13 protein-coding genes are annotated in these 14780 nt (G+C 41.0%); 10 read left to right on the top strand and 3 right to left on the bottom strand.

The features are described from left to right. Positions 1-184: 184 nt before the first annotated feature. From V6259_RS10300 to eno, 3 genes are all read left to right on the top strand, one after another. Entirely contained in the window at positions 185-1126 is a 942-nt protein-coding gene (locus V6259_RS10300) for an N-acetylmuramoyl-L-alanine amidase-like domain-containing protein (RefSeq protein WP_341584456.1), read from the top strand. Positions 1127-1308: 182 nt separating this feature from the next. Further along, positions 1309-1998, top strand: coding sequence for a haloacid dehalogenase type II (locus V6259_RS10295; RefSeq protein ID WP_341584455.1), 690 nt, complete (start codon positions 1309-1311; stop codon positions 1996-1998). A gap of 374 nt (positions 1999-2372) precedes the next feature. Then, positions 2373-3650, top strand: a complete 1278-nt coding sequence (eno, locus tag V6259_RS10290) for a phosphopyruvate hydratase (protein ID WP_341584454.1) — start codon at positions 2373-2375, stop codon at positions 3648-3650. Between the two features lie 80 nt (positions 3651-3730). Here eno and V6259_RS10285 read toward each other — a convergent pair whose 3' ends face one another. Next, a complete protein-coding gene (locus tag V6259_RS10285; RefSeq protein WP_341584453.1) occupies positions 3731-5611 on the bottom strand; it encodes a methyl-accepting chemotaxis protein in 1881 nt (626 codons plus the stop codon). 376 nt (positions 5612-5987) lie between these two features. On the opposite strand from V6259_RS10285, the gene V6259_RS10280 reads away from it, so the two are divergent. The 7 genes from V6259_RS10280 to V6259_RS20045 all read left to right on the top strand — a co-directional run bounded on the left by V6259_RS10280 (position 5988) and on the right by V6259_RS20045 (position 12377). Continuing rightward, on the top strand, positions 5988-6341 hold the full coding sequence (locus V6259_RS10280; RefSeq protein WP_341584452.1) for a YkgJ family cysteine cluster protein: 354 nt from the start codon (positions 5988-5990) through the stop codon (positions 6339-6341). A 63-nt stretch (positions 6342-6404) separates the two neighbouring features. Then, positions 6405-6773 (top strand): STAS/SEC14 domain-containing protein, encoded by a 369-nt coding sequence (locus V6259_RS10275; protein WP_341584451.1) that lies wholly within the window; start codon positions 6405-6407, stop codon positions 6771-6773. 91 nt (positions 6774-6864) lie between these two features. After that, a complete protein-coding gene (locus tag V6259_RS10270) occupies positions 6865-7566 on the top strand; it encodes a pseudouridine synthase (RefSeq protein ID WP_341584450.1) in 702 nt (233 codons plus the stop codon). Between the two features lie 173 nt (positions 7567-7739). Then, positions 7740-8696, top strand: a complete 957-nt coding sequence (gene rho / locus V6259_RS10265) for a transcription termination factor Rho (RefSeq protein WP_341584449.1) — start codon at positions 7740-7742, stop codon at positions 8694-8696. A 461-nt stretch (positions 8697-9157) separates the two neighbouring features. Next, complete coding sequence (locus V6259_RS10260) at positions 9158-9337, top strand: PEP/pyruvate-binding domain-containing protein (RefSeq protein WP_445928509.1); 180 nt, start codon at positions 9158-9160, stop codon at positions 9335-9337. Between the two features lie 135 nt (positions 9338-9472). Beyond that, on the top strand, positions 9473-12019 hold the full coding sequence (gene glgP, locus V6259_RS10255; RefSeq protein ID WP_341584448.1) for an alpha-glucan family phosphorylase: 2547 nt from the start codon (positions 9473-9475) through the stop codon (positions 12017-12019). A gap of 88 nt (positions 12020-12107) precedes the next feature. Continuing rightward, positions 12108-12377, top strand: coding sequence for a hypothetical protein (locus tag V6259_RS20045; RefSeq protein WP_445928508.1), 270 nt, complete (start codon positions 12108-12110; stop codon positions 12375-12377). A 32-nt stretch (positions 12378-12409) separates the two neighbouring features. Here V6259_RS20045 and V6259_RS10245 read toward each other — a convergent pair whose 3' ends face one another. Both V6259_RS10245 and V6259_RS10240 read right to left on the bottom strand, forming a co-directional pair. Further along, entirely contained in the window at positions 12410-13198 is a 789-nt protein-coding gene (locus tag V6259_RS10245) for an endonuclease/exonuclease/phosphatase family protein (protein ID WP_341584447.1), read from the bottom strand. A gap of 51 nt (positions 13199-13249) precedes the next feature. Next, positions 13250-14704: a phospholipase D-like domain-containing protein gene (locus tag V6259_RS10240; RefSeq protein WP_341584446.1), complete on the bottom strand. Its 1455-nt coding sequence runs from the start codon at positions 14702-14704 to the stop codon at positions 13250-13252. Between the last annotated feature and the right edge of the window lie 76 nt (positions 14705-14780).

The raw sequence follows: 14780 nt of genomic DNA, 5'->3' as shown, positions 1-14780 counted from the left end.
TCGAGTATTAGTATCATTCAGGTTTAGAACGTTCAGGTTTAGAACGTTCAGGTTTAGAACGTTCAGGTTTAGAAAAAACTGTAAAGCTGGCTCCCATGAAAGACTTTTTACGATAGGCTTGGAACTCCAATCCTATCGTAGTGGACGTATGTTTAAAAAGATCAATCTCATAGGGTGTTACTGCTTGCTTACGACGATGTCGGCACCGTCTCAAGCGAACATGACAGTGCCTTCAGAAAATCGTCAAGCAAGTTTTGATAGGGTGATAGAAGCCAACCAAGCGCATTCAATAAGCACGGCACAAAAGATCGAACGCCTTAGTGCTACCTTGCTAGGCGCCCCCTATGTGGATGGTAATCTAGGGGAAGGTATTAATGGTAAATATGATAAAGACCCTTTATGGCGTTTTAATGAATTTGATTGTACAACTTACGTAGAGACGGTGCTGGCTGGTGCAATGTCTCAATCAGCCAATGATTTTGTTCCTAACCTGCTAAAAATTCGTTATGACCATGGTCAGGTGTCTTTTGTTACTCGTAATCACTTCCCCAGTGTCGACTGGATTCCGAATAATCATTGGATGTTGAAAGACATTACCCAGCAAATAGGCGGCACACAGACAGCCTTAGCAAACACCATTATCGATAAAAAGGCTTGGTATCAGCGTATGGCGCTGAATCGGATACAGAATATAACAGCGGCGCCAGAATCTAAAAAAACGCTGCTTATCGCCTTAAAAAAAGAAGGCAGAAGCCTTAAACCTGAGTCGGTGAGCACACCGTATATTCCATTGTCGGCTATCTTTCTGCAAGGCCAAGTTGCTCGTTCTTCTGTATTACAGCAGGGTCTAACCCATTCAATGATCAATCAAGCCTTATTGAACCGTATTCCAACAGGCAGCGTTATTAGCATGGTAAGGCCGAATTACAATGTGAAACGATGGATAGGAACCAATATGAACATTACGCATCAAGCCATCGCAATTCGTAAGCATGGTCGCCTGTATATTCGAAACGCGAGCTTAATAATGGGAAAAGTTGTAGATCAAGAGTTTGTTCACTATTTCTCACGTTATTTAGAAGGTTCTTCATTGAAGGGCTTTAACGTCCAATTGCCCACTTTTTAAGTTAGCGGCGACATGGTTTTGTAGAGGGTAAAGACAACCAATATTACAGTATTAATGAGTCTGACTTTGATTCATATGGCGAAGATTCATATAGCGAGGGTGTATTTTTTAGGAAAGAGTCCACAATCGTTGGTATAGCCAATAAATGTATCGTTTACTAAATAATGCGACGAGAAATAACGATGAATAAAAAGACAATGAACAAACAGACAATACTATTCGATATCAATGAAACAGTACTGGATCTCAGTACGTTAAAGTCTAAGTTTATAGCAGCCTTTGGTGATCAAAGTGCGATGGCTGTGTGGTTTTCTATGCTTTTACATTCTTCAACGGTCTGTGTTGTGACTGGTGTCAAAACGGACTTTGCAGCATTGGCTGGAATTATGCTTGAATCCATTGCTGCTCGTAGGGGGATCGCATTATCTAGGGCGGTCCGTGAAGATATTCTGAGTGGCTTTGCTAGTCTTCCTGCTCATGATGATATCAAGCCAGCTCTTAGTCGATTACGTTCTGCTGGTTATCGTACGGTCGCCTTTTCAAATTCTTCACTCGGTCTGATTTCGACTCAAATGAAAAATTCAGGCTTGTCTGAGTATTTCGACGAGATTATATCTGTCGAGAAAACTGGCAGTTTTAAGCCAGATCCTGCTACCTATCAGTTTGCTGCACAGCAATTAAACCAACCGCTTGAATCATTGCGGTTAGTCGCTACTCACGATTGGGACACTCATGGAGCACTGTCTGTTGGCATGAAAGCGGCCTATATCGCTCGATCACAGGCTATTTATCACCCGTTATATAGACAGCCAGATATCATGGCGACAACGATGGGTGATATTGTTGATAAAATCATCGAAAGAAAAGTGTAAATAAACAGTTTTAAAGTCTAGCGTTGATATAAGTCACTTTTTAAACCATGGCACTATTATAAAGTGTTGGTGGTTAAGAGGTGACCAGTGGTTATTTTAACGCGTATATAGACAACCGCATTTCTATGAAAAACTTACCTCTTCGCACGTATGGCTATCAATTATGTCATAGCCTGTCAGCCAGTAATCAGCGTTAAGCAATCCTTTTGTCATTTCGACTATCAAAAAGAAACATTGAAAATAACACATAGTAAGTTACCTAAACGGGGGCATAACAGTTGGCTGCGCTTCGTTTTTTGTACATTTTGCCAACTATTTTATGGCGCTCAACAAGGCGTTATACCGGTAGCTTAAAGCTACAATAGGGGTAAGAAATGAAGTCAGTTACCATATCTAATATACAAGCCATGGAAATACTAGATTCACGCGGCAATCCAACCGTTCGTGTATTTGTTGAGCTGAGTGATGGTACAACGTCGGTCGCATCCGTTCCCTCTGGTGCAAGTACGGGCGAAAATGAAGCCATCGAACTACGCGATGGCGATAAAGCACGTTACGCAGGTAAAGGTGTTTTGCAAGCTGTTGCGAATGTAAATGATAAACTTGCCCCTGCTTTACTCGGTATGGATCCGTTTAAACAAGCTTTAGTGGATCGTACAATGATCGCACTGGACGGTACGCCTAATAAGTCTAATCTTGGTGCTAATGCGATTTTGGGCATTTCTATGGCGGTCGCTCGGGCGGCGGCTCTATCATCTAACATTCCTCTTTATCAATATTTAGGTGGCACGGGGGCGAGGCGTTTAGTTGTTCCTTGTATGAATATTATTAATGGCGGAGAGCATTCTGACAACAATGTTGATATTCAAGAATTTATGGCGGTTCCCATTGGCGCGCCTAATTTTCGAGAAGGTATGCGTTATGTGGCAGAGACCTTTCATGTTCTTAAGGGCATTCTAAAAGACCGTGGTTTGGCAACTAGTGTGGGTGATGAAGGGGGTTTTGCACCAGATCTAGATAGTAATGAAGATGCAATCGAGACCATAATTCAAGCGATTGAGAAGGCGGGTTACAAGCCTGGAGTTGATATCGCTATTGCGGTAGACAGTGCGGCTAATTCGTTTTCTACCGATATGAGTGGCTCCTATGACCTTAAGTGGTCTGGCAAAGGCCAAATGAATAGTGAAGGCCTTATTGCAATGGCGGAAGAGTGGGTGAAAAAGTATCCCATTATATTGTGGGAAGACCCTCTAGCTGAACGTGACTTTGAAGGGTTTAAACGCTTCACTGCCCGCCTTGGAGATAAGATAGAAGTGGTTGGTGATGATCTATTTGTTACTAATACTAAGTACATTCGTCGTGGGATAGAGCAGCGAGAAGCAAATTCAGCGTTAATCAAATTGAATCAAATAGGCACAGTGACAGAATCTATTGAAGCGGTGCGCATGTGCCGAGATGCTGGGTGGCGCTATTTTATCTCCCATCGTTCTGGTGAAACAGAGGACACTTTCTTGGCAGACTTTGCTGTTGCTATGGATGGCGGACATTTAAAAAGTGGTTCTGCAAGCCGCAGTGAACGAATCGCAAAATACAATCGTTTATTAGAAATTGAACAAGAGCTTGGGGAAGATGCTTTGTATTATTGGAAGTAGTTCTCAAGTATAAATTTAGGCTCAGGATGAAATATCTTGTTTCATCTTTACCTGAGCCTAAATCGTTTATCTTAACGTAGTTATAGCTTGAAAAACTCTACCGTTTTTTTCAAGCTAGCGGCTATTTCAGCTAACCTTTTAGATCTTCCATCATTCTCTTTTGAATTATTAAAGTTTTCTTTTGCTTTATTGTAGATTTCAAACACACTTTGACTGATGTCAGTGGATACGTGAGTTTGTTCTTCTGCTGCTGTCGCGATCTGATCATTTTGGTTTTGTATCGAAACAATAGAAGTTTGTATCGAATCTAAAGCGTTGGCGGCACTCGATGATTTCTCTGATGTATTTTGAGCATCAATAACATTCTGCTCCATCATGGAAACTGATCTCTTCGCTTCTTCCTGAAGGCGATGAATCATGTTTTGAATCTCGCCGGTACTTTCTTTCGTTCTGTTTGCTAAGTTTCGAACTTCATCTGCGACAACGGCAAAACCACGGCCATGTTCGCCTGCTCTTGCTGCTTCTATTGCTGCGTTTAAAGCAAGTAAATTAGTCTGTTCAGAAATACTATTAATAACCTCTAAAATGCTGCCAATACTTTGAGTCTCAGCCTCGAGTTTATTGGTAACGACAACAACGTCTTGGATGCCTTGAACAAGAACCTGAATATTGTTATTCATTTCAGTAACAATGGTTAATCCCAACCCAGATGAATCATGAGCTTCACGAGCCGCCACTGATGCGTCTAAAGCATTACGAGCAACATCTTCAACCGTTGTTGTCATTTCTTCCATGCTGGTACTTGAATTTTCTAGCTGATTCATCTGTTCACTAGAGCTAGCACTAATAGATTGAGCGGCAGTACTTATTTCTCTAGAAGATGAATGTAGCTGTTCTGCCGCTTCATTAATATTTAACATGCTGGCTTTGAGATTATCAACCATTGTGAGCACAGAGGAATAGATGCCAGTTTCCGTTCCATCTGATGATCGTTGAATGGATAAATCACCATCAGAAATGCGTTTTACAATATCTTCAATTTCTGTTGGTTCTCCCCCAATTGGACGATAAATTAATTTCATAATCAGAAAATACGAGACATAAAGAGAAATGAGTATTAGTACAATTGCAGTAATTAAGCTTTCTACTAAATTGTCATTAGAAGCTTGATTAATATTCGCCATGCTATCCCAAGACCATACTGACCAGTTGTTCGATGGGATTTTAGAGTGGGCTACAAAATATTGTTCACCTTCAAGATCATAGGTGTGATGGGTAGATATTTCGTCTTTGTATTGAGAGTAGCTAGGTCTTAATTCAAAAAGGTTCTTTCCTATGTATTTAGGATCTTTACCCGCTAAAATAAAGCCATCTTCTCTTGTTACCCATAGCTGATTGTTATCAGAAAGCGTTGCAATGTATTTGGTTAGATCATCAACGGCTAGGTTCGCAGCCAATACCGCGACGATTTCATTATTTCTTATGACTGGAATCGCCAAGGCCATTACTAGGTTTCCGGCACTACTGGTATAGGGCTTTGTAATGATATTTTTCTCACCAGAAAAGATTCTTTTGTACCATTCTCTATCTAATGATTTTGCATTAAAATTTGAAATCTCACCACTTGGCAAATAGGTGACACCACTTTTTAGACCAACATAGACGGCTAGAACACCTAATTTATTTTCAATATCTCCTAATTCGTTTTTTAAACTTTCTAGGTTAACACTACCATCAGCATTGATAGATATTTTATCAGAAACGATATTAAGAGAATCAAAATACCGACTCATTTTCTGTTCGATGGCGTTGCCAATTAAGAATGAATTATCATTCAACGATGCTTTATAATTATTCGTAGATGCGGATTTGAAGTTAAAAAAGCTGGTTAATGTCACTATTAAAATGACCATCAAAAACATCGCACCTATTGAGGATACAATTTTTACTTTTGCACTCATTTACATTCCTTAATAGCCAAATGGCTAAACTAAAAAGCTAAGTCTAATCTGACTAATAATGCCAGTGAATATGCTGACAATCGGTTTCATCCAATGAAATATAGGTTTTATTATAGCATGATAGAATAGACTTGCTTTATGGCATAGATACACATATCTGCTAAAGAAGAGACTCTATTCTTGGTAAATAATTCAAAAAATAGGTACTAATAATGAGTAAAGATTTGTTTGAGAAGTAAGCCAACAATTATGAGAAAAATAAACATAGAGTATCGAATGTTGACTGCATCGTAATCCGAGAGTGTGTAAAGGTGATTAATTTATCGTCAATTAGGTATAAAGTAAGGCTAATGAATTGTGGAAAAGGTAGATATGAATGAATAGTAACCGAGACATCATTGTACGACTGCGAGAGAATATTCCATCGTTTAAATGTGTAGATGGCTGTCATGATTGCTGTGGTCCAGTAACAACGTCTTCGGAAGAAATGTCTTGTCTACCAGTAAAAACGGACGCTGAACACGATGCTGCATTAGAAGAGCTGACTTGCGTACACTTAGGGCCTAATGGCTGTACTGTGTATGATGAGCGTCCGTTGATTTGTCGATTATTTGGCACAACACCTCGTATGGCTTGCCCAAATGACCGTCGTCCAGAAGAAATGGTGGATCCAAAGATAGAAGATCAGGTTCATCACTACATCGCGACCACACGACAAGTACTCGTGTAGAGACGTAAACGCAGAATTTTAGCCTTACTTATAAGGGCCTTTTCATAACGAGTAGTAGGGGAAATGATGCTAGAAATAATAGAGATCGGAATTGATAACGCCCTTGCATTTCAAATGTCAGGAAAAATAACAGAAAGTGATATGAATATCGTCCTTAGTGAAGCGAAAGACAAAATTGAACGCCATGGACAAATTGTTATTTATGAAAAAATTAACTCTTTCGAGGGCGTTGAAATCGCAGCGATGATGGATGAGTTCAAATACATTTTTGACGTTGGTATGTCTAATATACTAAAAGTGGCAATTTTAACGGATAAAAAGTGGATAGAGCAGATTGTGAATTTTGAAGGCAAGATTTTCAGTAGCATTCAAATGAAATGCTTTACTCTTGAAGAGCAAGGGCAGGCTGTTCAGTATCTTAAAGCGACATAAGCAATGTTAAGGCTATTATCATCAAATCACTCATCGTTATCGGTTAGAATAATGCCTGTCATATTTCCTCATATTCTGAATATTATTCATCATGCGCCTTGATAAGTTCGTTTGTAAAAGTACTGAGTTAACAAAAAGTGAAGCAATCCAACGCATTCAGCTCGGTCAAGTGAGTGTTAATAGTAAGGTTAGAACGAATGAAGCGACCCAGGTGCATGAGAATAATGCGATAATATTAAACGGTGTTAAGCTGAAAACTCGTGATTTTTGCTATATTATGATGCATAAACCAGCCGGTACTGTCTGTTCGAATATTGATGAAGTCTATCCGTCTCTATTCAATTATTTAGAGCTTGATAACGTTTCAGAGTTACATATAGCAGGGCGTTTAGACGCTGATACTACTGGGTTGGTTTTGGTTACCGATGATGGTCGTTGGTCTTTTAATCTCACCTTACCTGCTAAAGAGTGCCGTAAGCTGTATCGAGTGACGCTTTCTCAAGCGTTATCTACAGAGCGAGTCGAAGAGATTACATATCGCTTTAAGCAAGGGGTTCAGCTGCAAGGTGAATCGCAATTAACGCTACCTGCGATATTGGAGGTGATTACACCAACAGAAGTGTTATTGACCATCACAGAAGGTAGGTTTCATCAGGTAAAGCGCATGTTCGCCGCCGTAGGGAATCGCGTGATGTCACTTCATCGAGAGCAGATCGGAAGCATTTCACTTGATGTTGAAGTGGGTCAATGGCGCTATTTGACCAATGATGAAGTGCAGTCTTTTAGTCAGTAACTTTCTTTATTGTTAGAAATTGAAGGAGCAATAAAGAGACTATATTTTTTTAAAGAGCAGTAAATCTTTTAATTCATTTCCTATGTTTAACGGAAGAGGGGTTATTCTTCAGTGCTCATCAAACGATCATAAATAAATAAGATATTTAATTTTATAGAGCCTTAAATAATATTATGACGAGAAAAATACTAAGTTTGAAAGGAAAGCGAGCCAAAGATCTCAATCCTGTAGAAGAGGTGGTTGAGGACTTGTTTCCTAATGACCCACAGAAGCGATTTTTAAACGGTGTTGTTATTCATCCTTCTCCAAGAATTTGTTTGGAGTCCGGCTCTAATGAGCGTTCTGTTCGTGCGATGGATTTAATTGCTCCCATCGGGATGGGGCAGCGTGGCTTGATTGTCGCACCACCGGGGTCAGGTAAAACGACGATACTAAAACATATTTGTCAGGCAGTGGGAAAAGCTTATCCAGAGATAAAACTCTATGCCTTACTGATTGATGAGCGTCCAGAAGAGGTAACAGATTTTAAGCGTAGTGTGCCTGCAGAGGTACACGCGTCTTCTTCGGATGACAGTTATACTCAGCATGTTCGTGTGGCCGATAATCTTCTTGATATTGCTCGTGCACAAGCCGGCGAAGGTCACGATGTGATGATAGTGATTGACTCTTTGACTAGGCTGTCACGAGTGCATAATGCAGAGAGAAAGAGTAGTGGTCGAACGATGTCGGGTGGCGTGGATGCAAGGGCATTAGAAATACCACGAAAACTGTTTGGTGCGGCTAGAAAAATCGAGAATGGTGGATCCTTGACGATTTTAGCAACTATTCTTGTAGATACTGGCAGTCGTATGGATCAGGTGATTTTTGAGGAATTCAAAGGCACTGGTAATATGGAAATTGTATTATCAAGGGAAGTTGCAAGCCATCGTATATTCCCTGCAATAGACATTGCCAAAAGCAGTACGCGTCGTGAAGAGCTTCTTATTGACTCAAAAGAAATAGGAAAAGTCATAGCTTTACGTCGATCACTTACACACCTTCAACCTGTGGATGGTGCTCAGAAATTAGTTGATCTATTAGAAGAATATCCTACTAATGCTGAGTTATTAAAGGCTTTCACGCCAACGTAAGTAATAGCGGTGGACTAAGAAACTGAGTGTTTGTTTTGATCCACCGCTATAATAGTATCCCATGCATTATTTCAATCTCCCGCCTGATTATAACAGGGCATTTTACAACGCCATGATTGTCTTTTTCGACGTTTCTCTCCTAATAGTTCAATAACCACACTTCCTTATTTACCCAAAAATTGCTGTCTCGCCTAATAACGCTCTTATCATATTTGACACAGTTATCGACGATTCTATTTTCATTGTCGACTCAGACTCTTTTATCTCCTTGGTCATCATTGCTAAAGAAAAGAGATGAGGCTGTTTGGTCTATGACACAGGTTTTTGTAAAAATAAATGTTTTGTTTTTATCTGTTCGTTAGAGCACTGAAAACTTCAATTTCTGAGTTTATGCTCAGTGAATATTTTTATGGTAATGCTTGCAAAAAAATCGCTAATTCAATTCATTAATAGGTGATTACATGTCAAATAAATACATTCGCTGGTTCGAAGAAATTGGTATAGACGATGTGGCTCAGGTGGGCGGAAAAAACGCTTCACTTGGTGAAATGTATCAACAACTTACTGCACAAGGTGTACGAGTACCCAATGGATTTGCTGTTACAGCTGAGGCATATCGCAAAGTACTTGGTGAAAATTGATATCGATTCAATCAGTCTCAGTCCGGATACGGTACTTAAAACGATTCGACAAGTCGTTGAACTTGAAAAAACGTCATCCCTTTAGGTGCGAGCCTAGATAGACAATGTCTTCAACAGATTTTAATAGGAAATAATATGGACAAACAAACCCCTAGCAGCTCGCCCCTTACGGCCCTTTTTCCAAGAGATCTTGAAGGATTTGATTTGTTGGCAGAGCTGGCGCTCGATTTACGTTGTTCATGGAATCATGCTACCGATGATATCTGGAGACAGCTTGATCCTGAACTTTGGGAATTAACGCATAATCCGTGGGGGTTATTGCAAACCGTATCGCGTGACCAAATTAGTACTCTGTTGGCTGACTCTGCTTATCGTACACAACTTGATGAATTGATTAAAAAGAAGCGAGAATCTGCAAAGACACCGGGTTGGTTTCAGAAAAATCATCCGAAATCAGCTCTTAACACGGTGGCTTACTTCAGTATGGAGTTTATGCTGAGCGATGCTCTGCCAATCTACTCAGGCGGTTTAGGTAATGTAGCGGGAGATCAGCTGAAAGCCGCCAATGATTTAGGTGTACCAGTCGTTGGTGTCGGTTTGCTTTATCAGCAAGGGTATTTTCGTCAACTCATTGATAACGATGGCAGTCAAAAGGCGGTGTATCCTTACAATGATCCGGGACAATTACCTGTGTCACCTTTGCGTCACGCTAATGGAGAATGGTTACGCATAAAGCTTGATCTACCTGGGCATCCGATTTGGCTGCGAGCCTGGCAAGTTCAGGTGGGCAGAACAAAACTGTACTTGCTAGACAGTAATGACACCGCAAACTATGCACCGTTTCGTGCTATCACCAGTGAGCTTTATGGCGGCAGTGCAGATTTACGATTAATGCAAGAGTTAGTGTTGGGGATTGGTGGTTGGCGCTTGCTTGAAGCGCTTGGAATTGAGCCAGAAGTTTGCCATTTGAATGAAGGGCATGCGGCATTTGCCATCTTAGAACGAGCTCGCTGTTTTATGCATAAAACAGGGTTACCTTTTGCGGCAGCGCTTATAGCAACCCGAGCCGGAAATGTTTTTACAACTCATACTGCGGTAGAGGCCGGTTTCGACCGTTTTCCACCTGCTCTAATCGAACAGTGGTTAGGCAAATACGCCAACGTAGAGTTAGGTATATCAACGAATGATTTGTTAGCGCTAGGGCAGGAAGCGCCAAACCATTTGACCGACGATTTCAATATGGCCTATCTGGCGGTTCGAGGTAGTGGGGCCGTGAATGGCGTGAGTGCACTCCATGGCGAGGTTAGTCGACGATTATTTGCACCATTATTTCCGCGTTGGCCGTTAAACGAAATTCCTATTGGCCATGTCACTAACGGTGTACATACACCGAGTTGGGATTCTGCTAGCGCGGATGAACTCTGGACTAAATTTTGTGGTAAAGATCGATGGCTTGGCGCCACGGATCATCTTGAAAAATCCATTAGAGCGATCTCAAATACAGAACTATGGAACTTCCGAACCGCTGCTAGTCAGACGTTTGTTACTTATGTACGAGAACATCTAGTTCGTCAGATGGCAGCATCAGGGGCACCGCAGACAGAAATAGAAGAGGCGCAACATCTGTTTGATCCCAAGGTTCTAACGTTAGGCTTTGCTAGGCGTTTTGCCACTTATAAACGTCCTAACTTATTGTTACACGATCCTGCTCGGTTACTGAAAATATTGACTAATCCAGAGCGTCCTGTGCAGCTTATTATGGCTGGGAAAGCTCACCCAGCAGATCTGGCAGGTCAGGCGTTAATCAAGCAGTGGGTGCAATTCATTCGCCAGCCTCAAGTTCGTCAGCATGTCATCTTTCTTAGTGACTACGACATGCTATTAAGTGGACATTTGGTGGCAGGGGTTGATGTATGGTTAAACACCCCGCAGCGTCCTTGGGAAGCAAGTGGAACGAGCGGTATGAAAGTGTTAGTAAACGGCGCTATTAATTTGTCTGAGCTCGATGGCTGGTGGGCTGAAGCCTACAGTCCAGATATCGGCTGGGCATTGGGGGATGGTCAAGAGCACGGTAATGATCCTGCCTGGGATGCGCAGGAGGCAGAAGCACTTTATGACTTGCTTGAGCAGGAAGTCATACCGGAATTTTACCAGCGAGATAGCAATGGAGTCCCCGTTGAATGGACAACACGAATGCGTGAAAGTATGGCCCGTCTAACGCCACAGTTTTCAACTAACCGTGTCGTACGTGAATATACCGAACAACGCTACCTTCCGGCCGCTGAGGCTTTTAAAACCCGCTCAGCTGATAATGGCAAAGTGGCAGAACAGATTGCAGACTGGCAGCAAACTATTGAACAGCAGTGGGCTGGGTTACGTGTGGACGGAATTACTGCAAGACAGGAGGGCGAACAGTTTATATTTGCCGCCACTGTACTGCTCAATGGTTTAGCACCGCACGATGTGAGCGTTGAACTTTATGCCAATGGTATTGACGGCGGTGATGAAATACGAGAATTAATGGAATGTATGGATGTGCCTGATGACAAAATGGGGGCTCATTTGTATCGACTCACAGTGCCTGAACGGCAAACATTATCTGAATACACTTTGCGAATAATTCCTCATCGAGAGGGTTTTTCGACACCTTTAGAAGTGAATCATATTGTGTGGGAGCATTGATTCATGGAGGTAATGCCACCAAGTATTTTACGATATACGATGCTTGGTGGCGATGTAACGCTAGAACGATAAAAAGGAATCTAATCAAATGCCTCATTTGCAGCCCCATCGACAAAATCGCGTTGGTTGGTTAAGGGCCGCAGTACTTGGGGCTAATGATGGAATAGTCTCCACCTCAAGTCTTATTAGTAGGGCCGCGCGGCAGCAAACTCCACACCTCGCCATCTTAGGCGCTATATCAACGTATTTGAGTGGTGCAAAAATGGTGATTGGAATCGCTAGAGTGAGTTTTTGGGGGGCATTGGCGATGTCAGTAACAGCCTTAGTAGGCTTTGCTTTTGATGCTGCTATGAGTTGATTGTTTGTTTTTCATGCACAGGAAAAACAGGTTTATGTCATAAGTGGCGGTGCTAATGTGCGTATTGATAAACTGATTGGATAGTGGTCTGAAGAGTGAATCTCTGTATGTACGAACGAATCAGTTACTTCTAATCCACGATAGTAAATATGGTCAAGGTGTCGAAATAAATGATTGAGTCTTGGCTGGCGAATCATGTCTACTTTTTCTAATGAAAATGATACGGCGAGCTTATTAAAATATTTTAATCTTTTACCATTCCATGTATTAAAATCTCCTGCCAATAATACCGGCCCAGCATGATGCTTCAGTGTCTGAAATACTTGGTCGAGATGCGCTCTGAACTTCTCGATAGAAACAAAGTTGATAACATGAGCATTGACCACGAGCAAGGTTTGTCCTGGAGTCAGTGTTTCAAAACTAAACAGTGGATACTCGGCCGCCAGCAGCATTTTTTTGGTTTGTGTAATAGGTTCGCCATGGGTTGATACTGAAAAGTACTGCTGTTTTGCAGCCACGGTTGATCCCGTTTTGACTCCGGTCTCGATGTTGGTTTTTACGTTTCTAAAACTACTCGCCATAATCCACTGATGTTGTGACGATTTGTGGAAAAGGTTATCAAAGGGCGAGTTTAAAATGGCTTCTTGTAAAAGAATCAAATCTTTATCTTGAATGAGAGAGGTAAAATCTTTCAACCATCCCTTTTTTTTGCATTTGAATACATTCCACAACAATATTTCGATATTGGGTCCGAGCACCTGTTTTGAGGCACTGCCCATAAACTTTAGCGATTCAACTTTGCTATAACGTTTTTTTATCATTAAATATCAGTCTTTAATAAAGCGTTTGACGGCATGATGCTATCCCTTATATTACAGATAGGGCGAAAATAAACGAAACAAGTTATTACGAATTTTTTTGTAGGTTGGTAAATTATTCATTTCATCCCTAATAACTAAATCAGCATTGTGTTTTTTTGAGGTAAACATTTCTGTTAGCTGCGCATTGAGCTTGGTATCAAAGCATTCTAGATTGATTTCAAAATTGAATTCTAGGCTTCTGGCATCCCAGTTGGTAGAACCTATGAATGACCAAACATCATCAATAATGACAATTTTACTGTGATCAAACGGTCTTTTGTTTTTGTAAATTTTTATACCGTGCTCTGCTATTCTTGGGAAATTTGCTTCCATCACCCAGTCTACAAAGGGAATATTGCTGTGCTCAGGAACAATGATTTCGACGGATACGCCACGCAATGCCGCCGCATGCAGAGAGGTCATCAATGTTTGATCAGGAATAAAATAAGGCGTCATTATTTTTACGCTATGTTGGGCGCAAACTAAGGCGTTAATTAGTGTCCAGCGTATTCTATTATGGTGTTCATCAGGGCCATCTTGAACGACACGAGCAACCACGTTATGACCGTTTATTTGTTTTGATGTCTTTGGGTCAAAGTGAGGGAATTTAATCAGTTCACCGGTAGCAAAGAACCAATCTTCTATAAAGACCTGACTAATTTGGTCAATCGCGGGGCCAGTGACTTTAAATTGAACGTCATCAATAGGGTGTGCAGAAGATTTAACTACATTGTCTTTACTGACATTCATTCCACCAATATAAGCTTCTTCACCATCAATACAGAGTATTTTTCTGTGGTTCCTTAAATTGATAAAACGAAAGCCAGTAAGTGAAATGGCGGGTAAAAAACGGGCCGTTGTGACGCCGCGTTTTTTTAAGGCTCTGTCTGATTTGTGCCAGCTATACCCAACACCAATACCATCTAGTAATACCTTCACAATGACACCTCGTTGATGCGCTTTTGCTAACGCATCAACAAATTGTTGGCCAAGGGAATCGTAATCAAATATATAACTCGATAGAACAACGTAATGTTTTGCAGAATGAATGGATTCGATCATCGCAGGGTAGGCTATATCACCATTGATGAGCGGCTCAACATTGTTACCTTCAACAAAATTGACAGGGTGGATGGCATGTCCTGCGATGATGGACGAATGCCAGTATTTTGGTATCTGATGAAATTTAATGCATTTTTTTTGGTGAAAAAAATCTTGTTTAAGCGTTTGAGGGTGCTTTTTTTGCGCTAAGCGCTTGATTCGATTTATTCCAAATAGCCAATAAAATAGGCTACCCACGAAAGGGGAGAAGATTACAAGACCGATCCAAGCTAGGGATGTACGTTCATTTTCTTTGAATAAAAGAACATGTATCGATGTGATGAAAGAGAAACTGATATGCAAAAAAACAACGATGGTAACCCAATGGATACAAACCCATTCAACTAATGATCCAACTATTTGCATAAACCACACCTTATGCTGATTTAGACGTTATGTGAAAGAGAGTATTTTATATTCAATAAGAGGATAGTACATCTTT

It is taken from the genome of Marinomonas sp. TI.3.20, from assembly GCF_038155025.1.
In the GTDB taxonomy this organism is placed as follows: domain Bacteria; phylum Pseudomonadota; class Gammaproteobacteria; order Pseudomonadales; family Marinomonadaceae; genus Marinomonas; species Marinomonas flavescens.
This window is presented reverse-complemented; position numbering and strand designations above follow the sequence as displayed.

Bases quoted from the DNA above. Each gene is read 5' to 3' on its own strand.
- V6259_RS10295 (WP_341584455.1), top strand. From the start codon at position 1,309: ATGAATAAAAAGACAATGAACAAACAGACAATACTATTCGATATCAAT.
- eno (WP_341584454.1), top strand. From the start codon at position 2,373: ATGAAGTCAGTTACCATATCTAATATACAAGCCATGGAAATACTAGAT.
- V6259_RS10285 (WP_341584453.1), bottom strand. From the start codon at position 5,611: ATGAGTGCAAAAGTAAAAATTGTATCCTCAATAGGTGCGATGTTTTTG.
- V6259_RS10280 (WP_341584452.1), top strand. From the start codon at position 5,988: ATGAATAGTAACCGAGACATCATTGTACGACTGCGAGAGAATATTCCA.
- V6259_RS10275 (WP_341584451.1), top strand. From the start codon at position 6,405: ATGATGCTAGAAATAATAGAGATCGGAATTGATAACGCCCTTGCATTT.
- V6259_RS10270 (WP_341584450.1), top strand. From the start codon at position 6,865: ATGCGCCTTGATAAGTTCGTTTGTAAAAGTACTGAGTTAACAAAAAGT.
- rho (WP_341584449.1), top strand. From the start codon at position 7,740: ATGACGAGAAAAATACTAAGTTTGAAAGGAAAGCGAGCCAAAGATCTC.
- V6259_RS10260 (WP_445928509.1), top strand. From the start codon at position 9,158: ATGTCAAATAAATACATTCGCTGGTTCGAAGAAATTGGTATAGACGAT.
- glgP (WP_341584448.1), top strand. From the start codon at position 9,473: ATGGACAAACAAACCCCTAGCAGCTCGCCCCTTACGGCCCTTTTTCCA.
- V6259_RS20045 (WP_445928508.1), top strand. From the start codon at position 12,108: ATGCCTCATTTGCAGCCCCATCGACAAAATCGCGTTGGTTGGTTAAGG.
- V6259_RS10245 (WP_341584447.1), bottom strand. From the start codon at position 13,198: ATGATAAAAAAACGTTATAGCAAAGTTGAATCGCTAAAGTTTATGGGC.
- V6259_RS10240 (WP_341584446.1), bottom strand. From the start codon at position 14,704: ATGCAAATAGTTGGATCATTAGTTGAATGGGTTTGTATCCATTGGGTT.